We start from the raw sequence: 19,755 nt of genomic DNA, 5'->3' as shown, positions 1-19,755 counted from the left end.
CACGGGCCTCGACGAGTCGCCTCCGGCCAAGTCCTGGAACTCGTCCCACGCGTCCCGCGGCGGCTGCAGCCAGGACGCCCTGAAGGGCACCGGCGGCGCGGGCCTGTTCTACTGCTTCGCGGCGAACTGATCCGCCCCGGATCCGGAAGCGGCATCCGCTGCCGGATCCGATGTTTTAGGCAGCGAAATCCACCGCCGGCATGGCGAGGCCGCGCCGCAGGCAGGCGGCCTCGAGCGTGTTGCGCAGCAGGCACGCGATGGTCATGGGGCCGACGCCGCCGGGCACCGGCGTGATGGCGGACGCGACCCCGGCGGCCTCCGCATAAGCCACGTCGCCGACCACCTTGGTCTTGCCCTCGCCGGCGGCCGGGTTCGGCACTCGGTTGATGCCCACGTCGATCACGATGGCGCCGGGCTTGATCCAGTCGCCGCGCACCATCTCTGGCCGCCCCACGGCCGCCACGAGGAGATCCGCGCCGCGGCACACATCGGCCAGGTCGCGGGTCTTCGAATGGGCCACCGTCACCGTGCAGCTCTGGGCGATGAGCAGCTGCGCCATGGGCTTGCCGACGATGTTGGAGCGCCCGACCACCACGGCATCGAGCCCCGACAGATCCCGCCGCACCGACTGCGCCAGCAGCAGGCACCCGAGCGGCGTGCAGGAGACCAGGCCCGGCACGCCGGTCATCAGCCGGCCAGCATTGATCGGATGGAAGCCATCCACGTCCTTGGCCGGATCGATGGCTTCGATCACCTTCTGGGCGTCGATTTGCCGGGGCAGCGGCAACTGCACCAGAATGCCGTCCACGGCCGGATCGGCATTGAGCCGGGCGACGAGGTCGAGAAGCTCCGCCTCGCCGGTGGAAGCCGGCAGCCTGTGCTCGAAGGAGCGCATGCCCACCTCGACGGTCTGGCGCGCCTTGTTCTTCACGTAGAGCTGGCTCGCCGGATCCTCGCCGACGATCACCACGGCGAGCCCGGGGGTGAAGCCCTGGTCGGCCAGATCACTGACGGCCCCGGCGATGCGGCCGCGCAATCCCTCGGCATAGGCTTTTCCGTCGATGATCGTGGCGCTCATGGGATGTCCCATCCTGTCAATGCGGCGAGCGCGGCGGAAAGCTTCTCCCCCTCGCCCGCAATGTGAAACGTCTTCAGCCGCGCGGTGGCGCCCGCTTCCAGGCTCACCGCCGAGGCGGGAACCCTGAGCGCCTTGGCGAGGAGGCGCCGGACACCCTCATTCGCGGCCCCGTCCTCAGGCACCGCCCTGACCCGGACCTTCAGCACCGTCCGGCCGTCCGCCAAGCTCTCGAGCCCGTCGAGCACATCCCGCCCGCCCCGGGGCGTCACGCGGACCCGGACCTCCAGGCCGCCAGGGCGGAGGCTCCAGGCCAAGGCCTTCCCCCCCTTAGAAGGCGATCGGCATCAGGTAGTCGACGATCAGGTTCTGGATGAAGATGATCAGCAGGATCAGGAGGATGGGCGAGATGTCGACCCCGCCCAGATTGGGCAGGATGCTCCGGATCGGGCGCAGGACCGGCTCGGTCACCGCATCCAGGAAGTTCCAGATCGAGCGGACGAAATCGTTGCGGGTATTGACCACGTTGAAGGCGACCAGCCAGCTCAGGATCGCCGAGGCGACGATGAGATAGGTATAGAGCTGCAGGGCCAGCAGAATGACGTTGAGAAGGGCGCGCATGGGAAACCTGTCGGGGATCGGCGATGCTCATGTAGCGACTGAAGCGGGGCTGAACAACCCATAAACCCCGGCTGGCCGGATCCTCCCGTCCGGAGATGGTCTCGAACGTCTCACCCGGCCGATTGACAGACCAAAGCCGGCAGGCCTAAAACCACCGCTACTTGGCTCGATTCAATCGACCGGGGCTGTAGCTCAGATGGGAGAGCGCTGCAATCGCACTGCAGAGGTCAGGGGTTCGAATCCCCTCAGCTCCACCAAGTGCTAAGATGCTGAATTGCCTTGTCTTTCAGCTCTAGGACTAGGACGCCCCTACCAGCCAAATAAGCCAATCCGTCACAGCGTTGTCACAGCTAGACGGAAAACGATAATGGCGACCATCCGCAAGCGCGGCTCTTCCTGGCAAGCTCAAGTCCGGCGAGAAGGCTACCCTCCCCTATCAAAGACGTTTCCTTCCAAGTCTGACGCCGCAGCGTGGGCAAGGGACCAGGAACGAGCTATCGACCGCGCTGAACTCCCGACCACTGCGCGTGCCTTGAAGGGCATGACCGTGGGCGACCTTCTGCGCCGATACAGCGAAACAATAACCCCAGCCAAGCGCGGGGCAGAACCTGAGCAATATAGGATCAAGACCATCCTGGCTCATGCCGTCGCTCAGGTATCTCTCAATAAGCTGTCTCCTGCGGCGGTTGCTCAATACCGCGATGACCGACTCAAGCTCGTCAAACCAGGAACCGTGAGGCGTGAGCTTGCTATCGTTCAACACTGCTTCGAGGTTGCTAAGAAAGAATGGAGTCTGCCCATCCTCAATAATCCTGTTCAGCAGATCACAATGCCCGAGGCTCAGAGGTCACGCGAAAGGCGACTGGAAGAAGGAGAGGGCAACACTCTAGCATCAGCCGCCTCAGCCTCGGTTTGGTACCTTCGTCCCTTGATTGCCCTTGCCATTGAAACAGGGATGAGGCGCGGCGAACTCCTGTCTATCTGGTGGAAGGACGTTGATATGACTGCTCCGACCATCCGCATCCTAAAGACCAAGAACGGCCATCCTCGCACAATCCCGCTCACTCCTAAGGCGGTCGAGATACTGGCCTCTTTGGAGAGGAAAGTCGAGCGGGTATTCCCTGTGACGCCTAATGCTGTGCGTCTTGCATGGGAGAGGCTGAGGAAGAGAGCTGGTCTTGAGGATTTACGGCTGCATGACCTGAGGCATGAGGCTGTGTCTCGCTTCTTTGAATATGGTCTGAGTGTGCCTGAGGTTGCTCTTATCAGTGGGCATCGTGATCCACGGATGCTGAGCCGCTACACTCATCTCGGACCGGAGAAGGTGGCTGTATAGGATCAGCCAACGCAACAATTGTGGACCTCACTAGTTTGAGACCCGAAGGTTACGTTCTTCCTCCCTAGACCTTCTAACTAGCCCCATCAGTTGAGCAATCCTGGCGGGGCTTTTCTTTGTGAGTGATAGTTTCGTCCGACACCTTCGCCTCTATGAAAGGCACGGTCAGAAGCAGCCCACCCGCCTCATCAACAATCTCAACCACATAGCGACCCTGCTGCTCAGCAGTGAGTTCATCCCAATATGGGACGACCTCCATAAAGACATCTGCTACCCTCCTAGCGACGCGCTGAGCAGCATCAACATCGGAAAGGTCTAAAGTTTCAGGATACCTGACTCGGCTGTGCTGGTTATAAAGGAACAGATTGTAACATGGCATGGCGCAGGAATATTAGCCAAGAAAGCCGCAGCAACAATCTACTCATAGGTGTTATTTCCAACGCCTCCCTACAAGTCAGTTCATGTGACCGGAAGGCAAATGTCCGGCCATCATTCGCTCCTTCTCGTACGCCAAGGCTACACTCATAGCTGACCAGCGCCCTTCGGCTTCACGAACCTTGGTGACGCCTTGCTCATAGACGGCCAGCGCAGCCTCTTCCTTATCGAACAGGCTGTTGAGTGGCCCAAAGGACTGCTGCTGGTAGGCAAGGTCCAAAGCCTGATCCAGAGTCTCACGGATCGTGGCGAGGGCATGGGCGGCTTCACGACGATTGAGCCGCGCCTCCTCAAGATCACGATAAGCCTGATGAAGAGCCTTTAAGCAGACATTATAGGTCACATCCCCATGTTACCTCTCCCCGCATTGGTTGAGATAACCGTACAGGCTCTCGGAGCAGCGGCCTTCACATGGATCAATAAATAAGCTCAGGTTTGCTGCTCTTTTGGGGGAGGCGGTGTTGCTCAGCGACGAGACTGCGGGGAGCAAACCGCCGAGGCAAGCTGGCTTCCGTGCACAATACGCTCTCCTTGACCAGCGCAGCCTTTGCTTTCGTACTGACGCTCATCGTCGCCTGTTGAAGTTAGGCAGTGGCTCACATCAAAAGAGACCGACTAGCACCTTCCGCTGAGCTAGGAGTTCGACCCGTTCAGCAGGAGCGACGCCTAATGACTGCTCCTGGTATTCAGACACACCGGAGACTTGGGCTTCTGGCTGAAGCGGTGTCCAGGACCACCAGTGTAGGATGAGCTTATAGATGGCTGGGATTGCCCCTAGCCCCTTACGCTGGATGATGCGGCTACGCAGAACCGTACCGATGAAGAGGAGCAGGGTTTTCATACCTGATAAGTAAGTAGCAAACTCGGCCATAACAAGCCTAGGGAGCCATGCACTGACTTCTGACGCTAGGGCAACAGTTGCGATTTGACGTGACTTTAGAGATGCGGTTCAGGGTAATGCGGCTCATATCCTAACGGAAGAACACAGTGACAATCCAATTTCCGCGACTGCATAGTCCTGAACTGAAACCGTACATTGAGCCATTTGGACGGATGATGCTGGCGTATGGCCGTGCCGCAGTCGCTGTTGTTACCCTGGCTCAGCTTGAACATGAGAATGAAGCAGCCGCTGTAGACTTCGTAGACAGGTCAGGGACTAAGGACTTGCCAAAGCAGATGAGGCGGCTCTTTCGGGGAAGACTCGAAGAGGACCGGTTCCTCCAAATGGATGCGGCGGTCACGCGCTTCAAAGAGATAAGTGAGAAGCGTCATCACTTAATCCATGGCGAGTGGTGGTTTGATGTCTTCGATGGTGGTCATCTCGTCGTGAGAAAGGTACGGAGGGGTAAGATTGAACATCTCCTGGATGTAACTCCGTCAGTTCTCGAAGATTGGACTCAATCACTAGAGGACATTGCCGATGAGTTGGATGAGGTTTGGTACAGCGTTGACGCAGTGAGGAGCAAGCCAACTGATGAGGAGTTGATTCAGTTACAAAACTGGCTTGACCAAGAGGATGCTGATAACGACTCGCTCTGAGGCCCACCTAGCAGAAGCGTCTTCCTAAGGCTTGCGCTGAGCTTACGGTATTTCTCCTCTCATTAAGCAGAGCGCCGTTCTGCTGCTGATCAATCGGAAGGGTGCGCGTGGGACCCAGCACGAGGCTTTCTGTCGCCCATTAAGACAACGTCGCTCTTGCTCATTCCTGAGCTGGACAGAGGATCCAGTCGCACCGCCTGAGGATTGTTCCACCCATTAAGCAAAGCGATTTCAGAGCCGCTTCACGGCCGGAAGATTAGCCTGGCGCTCAGCCCAAAGAATTGTGTCGTCCATAAAGCAAAGCGTTTTCAGCTCCTAACTCATGAGCGGGATATTAGCGGTTAGCTCAGCTCAGAGAGTTGTACCTACCATTAAGCAACGCGCATCTCCATTTGCATCAACAGGCGGAACGTCAGCCTTCAACTCAGCTCAGAGAATTGTGTCTTCCATTAAGCAAAGTGCCTTGCACACTAGCATGACTGCTCCTGACAATCAGTGGAACGCTCAGAGAGCCAATACCGCCACCATAAAGAGAACTCCGATGACAGGCGGGACATTAGCTTTAGGGACAGCTCAGAGAATTGTAACTTCCATTAAGCAAGGCGCTTCACGTACTCGCAACGACTACCACCGCGCTGGGACGCAGGAGACAGCTCAGAGACGCCATTCTCCCTCCCATAAAGTAAAACGTCTCTGCGTTACGGTGCGCTCAATGTTTGAAAGGTCGCAACCCGCCTGACGGACAGTCCAGATTTTGCAATACAAAACTTGGACTAAACTGGAACAGATTATTAGTTTTCAATACTTTAGGGGACGCACCCTTAAAGAGAGAAGCAGAGAGATGTATGGGGTAGACCCATTCCTTAGCTTCAACCTCAACACCATCATCAACAAGCAGACTGATCACTAGTGTGTGGTCGGTTTCCAGTAGAGCTGTGTCTTGAGACAACAGCCTACTCTCATTCCTTAGGAACATTCATGACTATCACAATCATCGACTCCATCATGGGGTCAGGGAAGACAACCTATATGATCTACCTGATCAACAAGACCCATGAGGAGTCTTTAGGTCAGTCCTTTCTCAATCCTGATTATCAGGCTCCTCGTTTCCTCTATGTCGCTCCACTGCTGTCTGAGGTTGATAGGATCAGTAAGGCTTGCCATAACCTCAACTTTCGTGACCCTCAGCCTGTAGAGGGTCGTAAGCTCCACCACCTCTCAACACTGATCGAGGAAGGGGCTAACATCTGTACGACCCATGCTCTCTTTCGGCTCCTCACTAGAGACATTTACGAGAAGCTCAGTCAGCAGAACTACACACTGATCATTGATGAGGTTCTGGACTGTGTGACTATGTTTGACGGTCTGTCAGCGTCAGACAGGAAGCTCCTGCTTCAAGATCATCTCGTCTATGCAGACCCAGACACGAAGCGTCTCAAGTGGAACCATAGGGACTACCCTCGCTACTCAGGCAAGTTCAACTCAATCCGTGACCTATGTGATAACGGCAATCTCGTCCTCTATCGTGACACAGCACTGATCTGGGAGTTTCCGACCCACTTCCTCAAGTGCTTCAATCAGGTTTATGTCCTGACCTATATGTTCCACGGCTCTCCAATGTCTGCCTACCTCAGAGCTGAGGGTCTGGACTTTGAGATGATGACATTGAGAGATGGTCAGCTCGTCTCATGGCGGGATCACGCGGATGAGACTGAGAAGAAGGCAGAGCTGAGAAGGCTGATCACTGTCTATGAAGGTCCGGCCAATGACAGAGGTAAGCCTAAGGGTCGTGAACACCCTATGTCCTCTGGCTGGTATGAGAAGCGCACACCGGAGGAGTTAGCGAAGCTCAAGGCTTCCACTGAGCATTGGTTTAGGATGACTGCTCAGACCCCTGCTAACGACAATGCGTGGACCGCCTACAGCAAAGTCAGAAAGCCTCTTAAGGGCGCTCGATACGCTAAGGGCTGGATACCGAATAACGCTAAGGCAACGAATGACTACAGGCACAAGAAGTCACTCGCCTACCTCTGCAATCTGTTCCACAACCCCATGATCAAGGGCTACTTTGAGGACAGAGGGATCGCTGTCTATGAGGAGCTTCATGCCCTGTCTGAGATGATCCAATGGATATGGCGGAGTCAGATCAGAGATGACCTGCCAATCAAGGTGTTTATCCCATCAGAACGTATGAGAAGCCTGTTTATCAAATGGCTTAACACCGCAAGCGTTCAAGAGCTGATTGAATTGGATCAGAAGCTAGCTGCTTAACAACTACCCTCTCGGACTCTGCAACATTCGGCTGAGAGAGTTATCCGCCTTATGGTTTTGGTCCGATATTCTCAGGTCGCTGGCCGCACCTACCGACCAACAAAGGCCGAAGCCAGGATCGTAGTTGCATACGCTGACATGATGAAGAACGGGCCAAGCACTGAGGCCGATACGAGCAGGACCAGTGAGTTTTTGAGAGTACGCATCGTGAGCCTTTCCACTGTCTAGCCCAAAGCGTAAGACACGCAACGCTAACCATAGGTTAACCTTGGCTTTAAAATCTGATGGCTTGACGGAAAGACAGGAAGCTCACTGTGAACGCCGTCGCTTACCAGACGATCTTAACGCCTTCCGATGCTTATAGTCGCCTTCACTAAATGATCGAAAATCACATGACCAAAGAGACTACTGAACACGCCATTGTCTTCACTGATGGCGCTTGCCTTGGAAATCCTGGACCAGGAGGCTATGCAGCCGTTGTCACTATTGCAGGGGACGAGCAGATTATTGTGGGCCGAGACACGGCAACGACAAATAACAAGATGGAAATGCTTGCTGCTATCAAAGCGCTTGAAGCTGTTCCTCACTCCATTCCGATTATCATTCACAGCGATAGCCAGTACGTCATCAAAGGCGCGACCCAGTGGCTTAAGGGCTGGAAAGCAAAGGGTTGGCGTAAGGCTGATGGTAAGCCTGTGCTGAACCAGGAACTCTGGCTAGAGATAGACAGGCTGATCCAAGGCCGGAAGATCGCTTGGCAATGGGTCAAGGGTCATGCAGGGCATGAGCAGAACGAGCGCGTTGATCGACTTGCTAATGCTGAGTCTCAGAAGGCGGCTGAGGCGATTGGGATTGCTGGAAGACTACGCTAAGGGCTAATCTACCGCTGAGCTATGCCCCTCTCGGAAGCTAATCACGGCAACTGAGAGGGTTTCCTGATCTATGGGTTTGTTAGGGTATTTTCTGAACTGCGTTGCTGCTGACCCACTAGCCCCAAACAAAACCCAATCCATTGTCGGTGATTGCGGAAATAGTTGAATGGCTGCTAGAGCATGATGATAGAGTTGGTTGAGGGATCAATCAGAACCCAACAGCAAATCACCATTGATCCCTTTAAGATTAATCGTTACCTCATGCTCTGTCGTGTTCTCCCGTGCAGTCTCGACATCCGCACTCGCAACATAGATCTCAACACCACCAGCCGTTGAACGTTTATCAACGACCGCTATCCGGGTTTTGATTGTGGCAGCATCTAAAGTAAACATAGGATCTTCAGCGCCTAAACTGGCTTCACGCAGTTCATTCTTCAAAGACCCAATCAATTCCTTCAATCTCATGCTCATTTTAACCTACCTGTGATAGCTGTTTGTCGCTCGTGATAATGTTCTTACCTTCCGTTGCCTCCACCATAATCAACATCCCTGGAGGTGTTGGAGTGGATGGTGAATGTTCATCAATGGCCGTTGGCCGCGACGGCGACGGCGCACGTTCAGGTTCCCAACGTTTGGTCTGCAGCTTATTTGTGAGCGTTCGAATGTTGCCTCCGCCTCTAAGTTCACGGACTACATGCAGGCTCTCAGGATAAGTAATTTTAGAACCCGTAGCTAAAATTGGCCGTAGCTTGCTCCTTTCCCTGACCACTCCAACCTTCGAGTTTCTCGTGAATGGTTGGCTCAATCCTTAACGAACCATCTGAAATAACCATATTGCAGCTAAGCATGTTCTTGAACAAAGCCCTTTTGGTTTTGTATTTATACCTGTTGATCAAATCACCGACCCAAAGAGCATAGTCTCTTTCCACCCGTAAAAGGTCAAAAAAATCAGGAATTTCTTCTAGTGACAAAAATCTACTTCTACTCAAGCACTCATTGATAGTAGAGCCTAGGATTTCATTATCTACATCTATTGAGAGCAAACGATAAACTTCGTTGGCCTCTATTGCAGAGCTACGGTAGCCTGATTGAATGACAATGCATATAAAATCATCATTTTTATATGCGCTTGACCACTTTCTTTGAGTGATGATTTTCATTTTATCACAGTCACGATTACTTTAATATTTTGGCTGGTTCCCGCGGCATAAGCAATAGCTCTAAGCTTGATGTCGTCCTTGGCGTCGAAGCTCACATGGCCGTTCGAGAGCACGCTCGCCGCCACGATTGTGGCGTTGCGGCCCGCATGAATCGTGATCCCCTCGCCGCCTCTCGATCCCGCTCACAGACAACGGCTGAGAGCGAGCCTCAAGGCTACCCCTATCTCCTCCAGAGGCGCATCAGTAGGAACAAATACGTCCTCGGACTTTTCGAGTCCCTCCCAGCCTTCAAGCTTGTCGTGACGCATGGGACAGATTCTGATCTGTCCTTCAACGAGATAAATCCCACAGTTTTTCATGTTCTTGAACATGGCGCGCTTGGATTTATAGGAATATCGCTCCATGATCTTTGCCACCCATGCATCATATAGCTCTGCGACTCGCTCGCGACGGCTCTGGGCTTCCGCAAGCGGTAGGAATCTGCTCTGAGATAGGCTCTTTAGGATCGCTGCTCCGAGAGCCAGATCGGAGGCATTCGGCTCCATTAAGAACTCCTCCGCCTCATGGTCCACCATAGATGACCTGTACCCAGAATTGGCTTGTATGGAGATAAACTCTCTGTTGATTAGAGCATTGGCACTCTTTGTCCAAACTGGCACATCCATCTTACTTCACCACTGTTACCTTCACGACCAGACTACTGCTTCTGGTTTGCGCGTAGGAGATTGCTTTCGCGATATATTCCCATTGCGCCGCAGTTGTTCCCTGGGGAACAGCAACCTGGAGCTCGCGCAGTTGGATCTTGTCAGGATTTACCGACACGCGGTCTAAATTGTTTGTCTTATTGTACGCAAGCACGTCATCGATATTCGCCTTCAGCGAGTAATAGACCTGCTTCGGGTCCGCGAGCTTCGCAGCCGTCATTGTATCCAATGTCTTCGCACTCGTGGCAACACCGCTTGCTTCATCAAAGAAGTCGAAGGTCTTGAAGTTGGCAGGGAGCCTGGACTCTTTTGGCAGTTGTCCTGCCAAATAATCCTCCCAGGGGATGCCCTGATCCAGAATGCCCCCGCCCCATTTGATATTGGCATCAAGAATTTTTGTTCCTTTGAGCGAGATTTTGCCCAAGCCGAGATCAACAGCTTCAGCAATCTTCGGAACTGCGGATTTGAGAGCTTTAAGTGTTCCTTTGCCAAGAGCCCCGCTTGCGCCGCCGGATGCAATGATTGACCCGACTTCATATGCCAGTTCGCCTTCGATGCGCCCCATGGCGACATAATCGCCTCGCTCTGCAGCTTGCGCGTACAGGATGGCCTTATCCTGGACACCATTGATCATCTCCACAGCCGCGCCTTTAAGAGTGCCGGCAGGGTCTTTGAGCATGGTCACAACTTGGTCGCGCATCGCGCCGAAGAACTGCTCCGCCTCCTTGCGGCGTGGATCCTCCGCGCCATAGGTCAAGGCAACGGCATAGCCGCCGAGATCGCCCATCGCCCGCAGGTCGCTTCCGGCTGCGGCAAGCGTTCCTGCTGCAAATCCGATGGAGGCGGCCCCATGTCCGATTGTGCCCCGCTCCAAGATGCCTAAGGCCACCTTTCCTGCCGCATACCAGCAGCTGTCCTGCTCGCTCTTCGTCAGGTAAACGGTCTCGCCGTTGCTCAACTGCACCGGACAGCCGCCGCTGGCATAGGCAGGCGCGAAGAGAAGATCGTGCAGGTTGAAGCTCTGTTGGCCGCAATTCGACAGGCTCTTCGCCAAAGTCTTGTAGTCGAGTTCGCCGCTATTGAGCGCAGCACCGACACGCGAAGCATTTGGGCCGGCGAGTTGGCTCAGGATCCCACCGAGTGCCTTGTCCACCGTCTTGCCGAGCGTGCCGCCCGACGCAAGAAACTGATCGATGCCATTTTTGACATTGGCGGGAAGGTTCTCAAAGTTCCGGATATTCTGTTGAATGCCCTCGAAGCCGGACGCGATCTCCTGGACTGCACTGATCGAGGCATAGACCTCGACCCCTTCGCGCTCGTTCTTGGTGATCACCTGCGCTTCGTCGACATCGCGGTTGATACCCTTGACGTCCTGCTCTTGCTTGTCCGTGTCGCGGACGATGATCGTGCCTGCGCCGACCGTGGCCTGCGTCACCTGCTCGATGTCATGGCTGGCATAGGAGCCCTGCACGCTCACCCCGGGGAGCTTGCCGGGAGCGCCAGGGGTCGTCACGCCCACCTGCGCGCTGATCGATGTGCTCGTGTCGTGGTCGAGGATGTCGCTGAACCCGAGCGTGCCGGTGTCGAGCGTCAGCTGGCCCGTGTCAGCGTTCAGCACCGCGCCATTCAGCTGCGTGTGCTTCTCCACATAGACGTCGAGCTTGTTCGTGGCGAACAGGCCCGTCTGCTCGCTCACCCAGGCCTTGTCCGACGTGCTCCTGCTCCCGCCCGCCGATACCGAGACCCAGGACGGGCCGATGATCCCGATCGTCGCCGAGCCCGAGCCGTTGACCGCCGACGCGCTGCCATGCGCCGTGTCCTGGCGCGAGGCCATCGTCAGATTGCCGCCGATGTCGGCGTCGATGTTCGCGGACTTCACCACCGCGCCGGCAAAGGTGGCATCGCCGCCGGTCTTGAGCGTCGCCTTGCCGCCCGCGCTCAGATGCGCGTTGAGCTGCGTCTCCTGCCAGCTCGACGCCTTGTCCTTGGAGAACCCGCCCTCCACCGTCAGCCCGAGCGTGACCCCCGACGCCCCAAGGCTGCCCGAGAGCCCCACCCCGGCATTCCAGCTCTCGGCCTTGCTCGACGTCTCGGCATAGCTCTGCGCGCTCTCCACCGTCAGCTTGCCCGTCACGTCGATCAAAAGATCCTTGTCGACTGTGATCTGCGTGCCGACGAGATGCGCATCCCCGCCGGCAGCCAGGCCGAACGTGCCGCCCTTGATCGTGGTCGGCACCGCGTTGTAGGCCACCGCCCGGCTCGACGAGGATGAGCCCGAGGCGCCCAGCATCAGGCTCGCGCTCGCCGTCGGATTGGTCAGGCTTTTGAGCGCATCGGTCGCCTGCAGCACGCCCGAGACCTGGCCCAGGATCCTGTAGCCCACCCCGCCATAACCCGACGTGAAGGTGCCCACCGATTGCTGCAGCTGCTGCGCCGCTCCCGTCACGTTCTGACTCACCTTCAGCGTAATGCCGGCAAACATCTCCTTCGACGATTGATACGAGCTCTCCCGGTTCAACCCGGCCAGCAGCTTGATGTCGTCCTTGGCGTCCAGGCTCACATGGCCCTGCGAGAGCACGCTCGCCGCCGTCATGACGATGTCGTCGCCCGCCGTCACCGACACGCCCTTGTCGCCCTTGATGAGCGAGCGCGCCACCGTCACCTTGTCGTCGGCCGAGGACTGGCTCGAGGCATGATAGCCCGCGCCAACGCTGAAGCCGCCGTTCCCGCCCGACCATGTCAGGCCGATGCCCTTCTCCTTCTTCGAAGACGTCGAGCCGGCGGCATCGAACCCCGTGCCGACGATCACGTCGCGCTTGGCATCGAGCGTCACGTAATCCTTGGCCGCCACCACCGAGCCGATGATCTTGATGTCCCGGGTCGCCTTGACCGTCACGTCGCCGTCCGCGCTCAGCGAGGAGGCGACGTTGCGCGCCTCGTAGCTGGTGTTTGCCGTCTTCGTCGAGCGGTAAATGTCGACGCCGCTGCCTGTGAAGAACAGTCCGACGCCGCTCTTCTTCTGCGAGAAGGCGGTCTCCTTCACGTCCTGCTCGGAGAGCACGTGAACGGAGGCCTTGGAGCCCGCGATCGCATGTCCGTTCGCGTCATAGCCGGCCAGAACCGCAAGGTCGTTCTTGGCCATGAGGTGGCTCGCCGCCACCTCGATGTTCCCTGTCTCCGAGCGCACGGTGAGGTTCTTGCCCGCCGACACCACCGAACTCAGGTTCGTGAGGCTATGCTCCGACGCGCTGAAGCTCGACTTGGAGAGAAGGCCGTTCTTCTTGCCGCCCGCCTGCATGTCATGTTCGTCGAACACGGACGCGATGGAGACACCCTCCTTGCCGACGAGCAGCGCATCGCCCTTGGCAGTGACGGTCGAGCCGAGAATGTCGAGCTTCTTCTCGGCCTTCATGACCAGATCGCCGCCGGACGAGACAAGGCCACCCACATGGGTCACGTCGGTGGTCAAGCTCCAGTTCTTGGTCTTGCCCGAGAAAACGCTGTTGGTGATCGTCTGCGCCTCTATGCGGATGCTGCCGCCTGCGGTCAAGGAAAGCCCCTGGCTCGCGATGATGGAGCCGCCGCGGTTGATCAGGTCGCCCTTGGTGGCGATCATCATCGTCTTGGCGCTGAGCATGCCGCCGGCCTGGGTCTCGAACAGGGCCGTCAGCTCGCCGCTTCGGGCGACCCGTTTTTCGTTCAGGAATTCGTTGGCGTCGATGCTCAGAGAGTTGACCGCCAGGATCGTGCCTGTGTTGGTGACCTTGTCGGCCTGGATCGAGATGTCGTTGGCGAACATGGCGCCACCCGTGACGGCGGCGTACTTGGCGAGGTCCTTTTCCGGCAGGATGACCTGGGGCACCAGTACCTTCTTGCCGTTGACGACCTGATATTCGTACCAGAGGATCGGCTTGGTGATCTTGGCGCGCTGCGCTTTCGTCAGCGTGTCGCCGATCTTAATGTCCTGGTTCTCCCGCAGGAAATCGACCGTCGCCTCATACAGCGCCTCCTGCTGCTCCTTGGGATTGCGATACTTCGGATCGAGGATGGCGCGGCCGGTCTGCTCGAGCAGCGCCTGCTGGATCAGCCGCCGTTCAGTGGCGGGATCCGCAAAGAAGGCGAGATCTTTTGCGCTCGCGTTAACCTGCGCGAAGATCCAGCTCGGATTGCGCTCGTTCTGCCCAGACGCGATCGGCGTCGCATAAAGGAAGGACACGCGGCCATTGACCTTCACGTCCTTGTCGGCGGGTCGTTTGATCGGCTTTCCATTCGCATCGACCGATGCTTCGAGTGTGTCCCCTGATTTTCCACTGACATGACCGCTGCTAGCGCTCGGATCCTCGACATAGGCCGGGCCGCTGCCAGGCACGAGGCCCGCGCCCAGCAGCTGAAGAGCATCCGCGAGATCGATGACGGGATCGGGAATATGGGACGGCGCCGTACCGATGTTAGGGTTCGTGATGCCGACCGTGACCGTATGGCTCTTGATGATGATCTGATCGGCCTGGACAGTGCCGTGCTGCGCGTAGATGTTAGAATTATGAGCGTAAGTGCCGCCTGCATAGAAGAGCGCCGGAGTCTTGTCGTAGGAGTGATCGATCCCGTCAAAGATCTGACCGACGTTGGTATCGCCACCCGTCTTGATGATGGTCTCATGGCGTATCAATGTGCGAGCCAGATGCTCGATCTTATTGGCAGTTATAGTTAGGTTTAAACCCGCAGCGACAGTCGAGGCCTCGTTCAGAACCGTACCGGCATTGATATTGATCGATCCATCCGCCTGAATGGTCGACGGCCCCGATGTTTCAAGCTGCTTGGTGAAGAAGCTGGTGTACTTCCAGTCATAAGGGTATCCGGTGGCCGCCGAACCATCGGCAACCGTTTTTATGGCCGTGCGGACATTGCGAAGGTCGTCGCCCACATTGATGGTAAGGTTGCCGCCCGATTGGATGACCGACGCGAAATTGTTCAGATCATTGTGGGCTTGTAGGACCATATTGCCACCGGAATAAATCACGTCTCCGCCGGGCGCCGAGGGGTTATTAGCGCCGTTGGTGATCGATCCACCGGTCGACACGAGGGTGAGGGTTCCGCCCGCGGCGACGACAGCATGATTGAAAATGTTGCCGGCAACCGTGAAGCTCGGGTCTCCCTTGACCTTGAAATCCTGGTCGAAGGTCCATCCCCCCTGCGTCAGGGTGAAATTGAGATTCTCGCCGAAGTTGAACCATCCTTCGGCAATCGTATCCTTCTTGAAGAAACCGGCACTGACCGTCTGAGCATTGACGACGGCCTTCTCCGTTCCTTGCAGCAGGGAGTTCGTCCCGATGGTCAGGGCTCCGGATACATCGACGCTGAGCAGCTTGCTTGAGATCGAGGCATAGTTCGTTCGACTGACGCCTTGGTTCTTCAGGCTGCTGGCCCTGATGAGGATCTTATCCTCGCCGCTGATGACGCCGGCATTGACCATGTCGCCCGTCGAGGTGAGCGAGACTTCCTTGCCTTGGATCGTTCCATCCTGCCGATTGGTGATCGGACCTGCGGTGACCTCAAGTTTCTCGGCCGCCTGAATCACGTTGCTGTTGTCGACTGCGCCGACCACCGTGACCTTTATGCTCTTCAGGGCCTGGAGATTACCCGTGTTCGTCAGCTTTCCTTTGATATCCAGGACACCATTGTACTCACTCTTGACGGTCCCGGCATTCGTGAGATCCCCCATCGCCGTCAAGGTGATCCCGCCCGCGCCGATAACCCCGCCGGCGACGTTCGTGATTTCGTGGGCGGTCAAGGTCAGGAGCCCACGCGCGTCGATCCTACCTGCATTCGCAAACGCGCCCGGAAGGTTGACCGTGAGATCGAACGCGTTCAGCGACGAGGAGGTGGTTCCGTAATAACTGGATGCCTTAAGGATCAGCGTGGCACCGGCGATCTTGCTCTGGTTGATAATCGAGTCTGCGACATCGACCGAGAGAGTTTGATTGGTCGCCAGCGTTCCGGAATTGGTCAGTCCTCCTCCGCCGGTGATCGTGAGAGAAGTGTCTGCTTCGACAGAACCTTGGTTGGTGATGTCTCCGCTCGCCTCCAATTTCACAATCGCGCCAGCCATGCGGCCGGCGCTGTCCCCGACGACGGGACCATTGGAGATGTCGCGTGACTTGATGAAGAGATCCGCTCCGCCGTTCACGAGGCCATTGTTCGTAAAGTCGCCGGTCAGATGCAGGGCCACAGTGCCGCCACCGAGCTTTGCCGACTGCGACGCGCTCGAGAAGGACGACGCCGTCACATCGAGCGCACCAGCCGCAGCCATGACACCTGTCGACACGATGTCCCCGGACGCGGCGTTCAGCGTGAGTTTACCGCTCTCCGCCATGATGCTGCCTGCATTGGCAATAGATCCTTCGGCAGTCAGAACGAGGTCCTTCACCGCCGCGATCGTGCCCTCATTCGACAGAGGGCCCACAGCCTTGATCGTCGCTCCCCCTCCGCCGATCGAGGAAGCAATACCTCGGTTCATCAGTGAGGCCGACTCGACCGTAAGGCCAACCGAGCCGTAGATCGTCCCGGAATTGTCGAGAGCATCGGAGGTGATTTTGAGTTCCTTTGAGGAGAGCTCGGCACCTGCAGTGGCCGTGTAGGAGCCTGCCGTCAGTTCCAGGCTGGAGCCGGAACCAATCTTGCCACTGTTGACTGCATGACCCGAGGCGGAGACGAGGGCATCGACATTGGCAATCAGGGAGCCGCTGTTGACGAGAGTTCCCGTATGGAACGAGATTTTCTGAGCGGATTCGATGGCACCGCTATTTGTCAAACTGCCGAGAGCCTTCTCTGCGCTACCTAATTTGATTGTCTGGGCGAGGATCTGTCCCGCGCGTGTGTCTATAATCGTTGGCCCATTCGAGACCGAAGCCGCCTGAATGTCGATCAGGTCGGAGCCGGAGATGAATCCAAGATTGTCCAGATTTCCGGACAGGCGGAGTGTGACCGTCTTACCGCCGAGTTGAGCCTGCGCTGTGGAGCGATAAGCGCCTGCCGTCAGCATCAACTCCCCGTCCGTTGCAAGAGTGCCGCCGTTGATCACTGTTCCAGCCGCGGAGGCGGTCAGGCCATCGGTGCCACTGACGATCCCCTGGTTGTCGGTATTACCGACCTTGGCGGTGAGCTTGACGGATTTCGCGGTCAGAACACCTGCCGTTCCATCCACATTCGAGGGGCCGAGAAGAATGGAACCGGCAGCGACATCGACACTGGTCTGACCGCTGATCAATCCGAGACTGGAAAAGGCACCGCTTACATCCACCGTGATGGTCGTGCCGCCCAGGCGGGCGGCAGTCGTACCGGACTCGAACGCTGTAGCCGTGATCGCCATCGCCCCTTTCGCGATGAGGTCAGATCCGGAGATTATCTTTCCGCCTGCAGTCAGCGTCAGATCTCCATCGCTGGACAAGAGCGCCCCGGTGGATGTCACATGACCGCCAGCTTTGACGATGAGCCCCGACACGCCTCCGACCGTACCGTCATTCGTCACGCTGCCCTTGATGTCGAGGTCTGCATCGGCGGCCGTGATTGCGCTTCCCACGCCAAGGTTGGACAGAGAGCCAGCCTTCAGGGCAAGGTGGTCCGAGGCCGTCGCCTTTCCTTTGTTCTCGAACAGGTTAGTGACGGTGAGAGCTGCTGTTGCTCCGGATAAAACAGCTGAATCGCTACCAGCACGGTAACTCAAGCTGTGAAGGCTCAAGGCACCGTCTGTCCGAATGCTGTTCCTGTTGGAAATATCGCCGGCTTCCAACGTCAAACGCTCGACACCAAGCACCTGTCCACTGTTCTCAAGCGCACCGGAGAGGATCAAATCAGTCATTTTCGCGGCCAGCTCAGCAGCTGACGAGTTGGTACGATAACTCGTGGCTTTCACATTCAGGGAACCGTCGGTCTGAACGGTTCCATCGTTCAGAATGTCACCCGCAATGATCTTGAGTGCCCGCTCGGATACAATTTGCCCCAGATTCTTGAAACTCCCCGCAACGTTGAGGGACATTTCGGGACCGTAGATGACACCTGTATCGGTGTTGGAGAGCAGGCCGGCCTCGATGACTGTCTTTTGACGGCCATAGATTGTGCCTGCATTGTCGAGATGGTCGCGGAGCGTCAGCAGCACGCTATCTTGCACCAGCTGGCCGGTCTTCGCGTTGATGAAGCTGTTACGGATCGCGAGATCGAGGTTACCGTAATCGAGGATCGTTTCATTTGTGAGCCGATCTTTAGCGTCGATCAGGAGCTGATTCTTGGCCTGAAAGATGGTTCCTTCTCCAAGTTTGAGTTCCTGCCCAGCAACCTTGACACTGTCGTGGGTGGCAATAATCGTCGTGCCTTCCAGGGCGGCGCTCTCAAGGCCGGCAATGGAAACGTCGCTGCCGCTGATCTCAAGATTCTTTCCGCGAATCGCCTTGCCCTCGAAGGCGATTTTACCATTGGATGCGACCACGCCCTCTGCAATCAAGCGATCGCCAGATACGAGACTGACTGCATTGCCCGCCTTGAGCACACCGCGGGCGGCCAGCGACTGAACCGCCTCCATGACGATGGCGTCGCCTGCCGCTAGTTGTCCCTCAACGGACACCGTAATCCGCTTGCCCGCGGCTGTGATGCGGCCGAGGGCTTGATTGTTACCCGCGAGCGTGATCTGTCCATCCGCTTCAATCTGAAGGTCGCCATTGGTTTTTGCGGAAGCAAGGGCCGCGTCGCCAAAGGACTTGATCACAATCGAGGCCGCAGAGGCCGACAGGTCTCCCTTCAGGTCAATCCCAACATCGACATCTCGCGATAAGATCGACAGAGTGCCAGCTGTAATCTTGCCCGTAGCACTCGACTGAATTGCAGAACCTTCAATGATCGGCAGTTTGGAGAGATCGTTCGGAACGATCTGGTCGCCCCTCTGGTCATAGACCATGGCTCCGGCGCGAAGCCGTACACTGTCTTTGGCCTGGATAGGGCCATTGATCTTGAGCTGACGGGCGATGAGGTCCACATCGTCGATAGGCGAGTCCATGCCCAGCAGGCCCTTGCCTGCGACCGAAGCCGTTCCACGGCTGACATCGAATTTAACCGTGCCGCGTTTTTGATCGGGGAGCGGCGTGCCGGTGGAGAGCGTGACGCGGTCGCTGTTGATGAACGAGCACCCGACGCAGCCCACGCCATTGGGATTAGCGATGATGACGTCTGCTTTGCGACCGAACACCTCCGTCGGACCGTTCAGAGTCGATGTGGCGCTGCTGGTTACCTCGTTGAGAATGACACGTGCCGGACGCTGGTTAGCCAAATTCGGGTTCGCGACGACCTTCCCGCCGAGGATCGACGTTCCAGTCAGCTTCGAATTGTTCAGGATGACGCCCCGGGTATCGACGTCATAGCGCTGGAATTTGTTGTGAGAGATGCCGCCGAACGACGGCTTGGCGATGTCGATGACCGGCGTGCCGTTGGCCGAGGCACCGACTTTCGGCTTGAACTGAATGGGCGCTCGAGGATCGGAGATCACTTGGCCCATGGCAGCGGGCGCATAAAGGGACATTACAAGCGATATGATGGCTAAGCCCAGGCCGGCTTTGTGCCCAAGCCCCTGCCGCATGCTCTTGCTGAACGCACGCACCGACGTCTCACGAACAAGTCGGCCAAACACAAGCTTCGACATATCGCTTCCCCCGCCGGCATGGCCGGCATCAGCCCTATTCCTGGTGCAGGATCGGCCTTG

General features: G+C 57.1%; 13 protein-coding genes and 1 tRNA gene. 5 read left to right on the top strand and 9 right to left on the bottom strand.

What is annotated here, in order from left to right:
* Positions 1–175 precede the first annotated feature (175 nt).
* Genes folD through NF876_RS29200 form a run of 3 tightly spaced genes read right to left on the bottom strand, consistent with a single transcriptional unit; the run spans position 176 to position 1,696 of the window.
* Positions 176–1,078: a bifunctional methylenetetrahydrofolate dehydrogenase/methenyltetrahydrofolate cyclohydrolase FolD gene (gene folD, locus NF876_RS29210; RefSeq protein ID WP_210812463.1), complete on the bottom strand. Its 903-nt coding sequence runs from the start codon at positions 1,076–1,078 to the stop codon at positions 176–178.
* Positions 1,075–1,392 (bottom strand): DUF167 family protein, encoded by a 318-nt coding sequence (locus tag NF876_RS29205; RefSeq protein ID WP_210812464.1) that lies wholly within the window; start codon positions 1,390–1,392, stop codon positions 1,075–1,077. The genes folD and NF876_RS29205 overlap by 4 nt, the downstream gene beginning before the upstream one ends.
* 13 nt (positions 1,393–1,405) lie before the next feature.
* Complete coding sequence (locus tag NF876_RS29200) at positions 1,406–1,696, bottom strand: YggT family protein (RefSeq protein ID WP_262271822.1); 291 nt, start codon at positions 1,694–1,696, stop codon at positions 1,406–1,408.
* A 181-nt stretch (positions 1,697–1,877) separates the two neighbouring features.
* On the opposite strand from NF876_RS29200, the gene NF876_RS29195 reads away from it, so the two are divergent.
* Both NF876_RS29195 and NF876_RS29190 read left to right on the top strand, forming a co-directional pair.
* A tRNA-Ala gene (locus tag NF876_RS29195) sits at positions 1,878–1,953 on the top strand.
* 110 nt (positions 1,954–2,063) lie between these two features.
* On the top strand, positions 2,064–3,032 hold the full coding sequence (locus NF876_RS29190; protein WP_210812466.1) for a tyrosine-type recombinase/integrase: 969 nt from the start codon (positions 2,064–2,066) through the stop codon (positions 3,030–3,032).
* 73 nt (positions 3,033–3,105) lie between these two features.
* Here NF876_RS29190 and NF876_RS43560 read toward each other — a convergent pair whose 3' ends face one another.
* Entirely contained in the window at positions 3,106–3,411 is a 306-nt protein-coding gene (locus tag NF876_RS43560; RefSeq protein ID WP_371823224.1) for a DUF6894 family protein, read from the bottom strand.
* Between the two features lie 75 nt (positions 3,412–3,486).
* Positions 3,487–3,810 (bottom strand): hypothetical protein, encoded by a 324-nt coding sequence (locus tag NF876_RS29185; RefSeq protein ID WP_210812467.1) that lies wholly within the window; start codon positions 3,808–3,810, stop codon positions 3,487–3,489.
* A 710-nt stretch (positions 3,811–4,520) separates the two neighbouring features.
* Here NF876_RS29185 and NF876_RS29180 point away from each other — a divergent pair.
* The 3 genes from NF876_RS29180 (at position 4,521) to rnhA (ending at position 8,149) form a co-directional block, all read left to right on the top strand.
* Positions 4,521–5,006: a hypothetical protein gene (locus tag NF876_RS29180; protein WP_210812468.1), complete on the top strand. Its 486-nt coding sequence runs from the start codon at positions 4,521–4,523 to the stop codon at positions 5,004–5,006.
* A gap of 978 nt (positions 5,007–5,984) precedes the next feature.
* Positions 5,985–7,277, top strand: coding sequence for a DEAD/DEAH box helicase family protein (locus NF876_RS29175; RefSeq protein ID WP_210812469.1), 1,293 nt, complete (start codon positions 5,985–5,987; stop codon positions 7,275–7,277).
* A 392-nt stretch (positions 7,278–7,669) separates the two neighbouring features.
* Positions 7,670–8,149: a ribonuclease HI gene (gene rnhA / locus NF876_RS29170; protein WP_210812470.1), complete on the top strand. Its 480-nt coding sequence runs from the start codon at positions 7,670–7,672 to the stop codon at positions 8,147–8,149.
* Between the two features lie 204 nt (positions 8,150–8,353).
* Here rnhA and NF876_RS29165 read toward each other — a convergent pair whose 3' ends face one another.
* The 4 genes from NF876_RS29165 to NF876_RS29150 form a co-directional block, all read right to left on the bottom strand.
* Positions 8,354–8,608 (bottom strand): trypco2 family protein, encoded by a 255-nt coding sequence (locus tag NF876_RS29165; protein WP_210812471.1) that lies wholly within the window; start codon positions 8,606–8,608, stop codon positions 8,354–8,356.
* Positions 8,609–8,868: 260 nt separating this feature from the next.
* Positions 8,869–9,309: a contact-dependent growth inhibition system immunity protein gene (locus tag NF876_RS29160; protein ID WP_210812472.1), complete on the bottom strand. Its 441-nt coding sequence runs from the start codon at positions 9,307–9,309 to the stop codon at positions 8,869–8,871.
* Between the two features lie 182 nt (positions 9,310–9,491).
* Positions 9,492–9,974, bottom strand: coding sequence for a contact-dependent growth inhibition system immunity protein (locus NF876_RS29155; protein ID WP_210812473.1), 483 nt, complete (start codon positions 9,972–9,974; stop codon positions 9,492–9,494).
* A 1-nt stretch (position 9,975) separates the two neighbouring features.
* Entirely contained in the window at positions 9,976–19,653 is a 9,678-nt protein-coding gene (locus NF876_RS29150) for a hemagglutinin repeat-containing protein (protein WP_262271821.1), read from the bottom strand.
* Positions 19,654–19,755: the final 102 nt, after the last annotated feature.

It is taken from the genome of Microvirga yunnanensis (assembly GCF_025460875.1).
The sequence above is the reverse complement of the archived record's forward strand: the minus strand, read 5'-3'. Positions and strand labels throughout refer to the sequence as shown.

Coding starts and splice junctions, on each gene's coding strand:
- folD (WP_210812463.1), bottom strand. CDS start 1,078: ATGAGCGCCACGATCATCGACGGAAAAGCCTATGCCGAGGGATTGCGC.
- NF876_RS29190 (WP_210812466.1), top strand. CDS start 2,064: ATGGCGACCATCCGCAAGCGCGGCTCTTCCTGGCAAGCTCAAGTCCGG.
- NF876_RS29160 (WP_210812472.1), bottom strand. CDS start 9,309: ATGAAAATCATCACTCAAAGAAAGTGGTCAAGCGCATATAAAAATGAT.
- NF876_RS29175 (WP_210812469.1), top strand. CDS start 5,985: ATGACTATCACAATCATCGACTCCATCATGGGGTCAGGGAAGACAACC.
- NF876_RS29155 (WP_210812473.1), bottom strand. CDS start 9,974: ATGGATGTGCCAGTTTGGACAAAGAGTGCCAATGCTCTAATCAACAGA.
- NF876_RS43560 (WP_371823224.1), bottom strand. CDS start 3,411: ATGCCATGTTACAATCTGTTCCTTTATAACCAGCACAGCCGAGTCAGG.
- NF876_RS29200 (WP_262271822.1), bottom strand. CDS start 1,696: ATGCGCGCCCTTCTCAACGTCATTCTGCTGGCCCTGCAGCTCTATACC.
- NF876_RS29180 (WP_210812468.1), top strand. CDS start 4,521: ATGATGCTGGCGTATGGCCGTGCCGCAGTCGCTGTTGTTACCCTGGCT.
- rnhA (WP_210812470.1), top strand. CDS start 7,670: ATGACCAAAGAGACTACTGAACACGCCATTGTCTTCACTGATGGCGCT.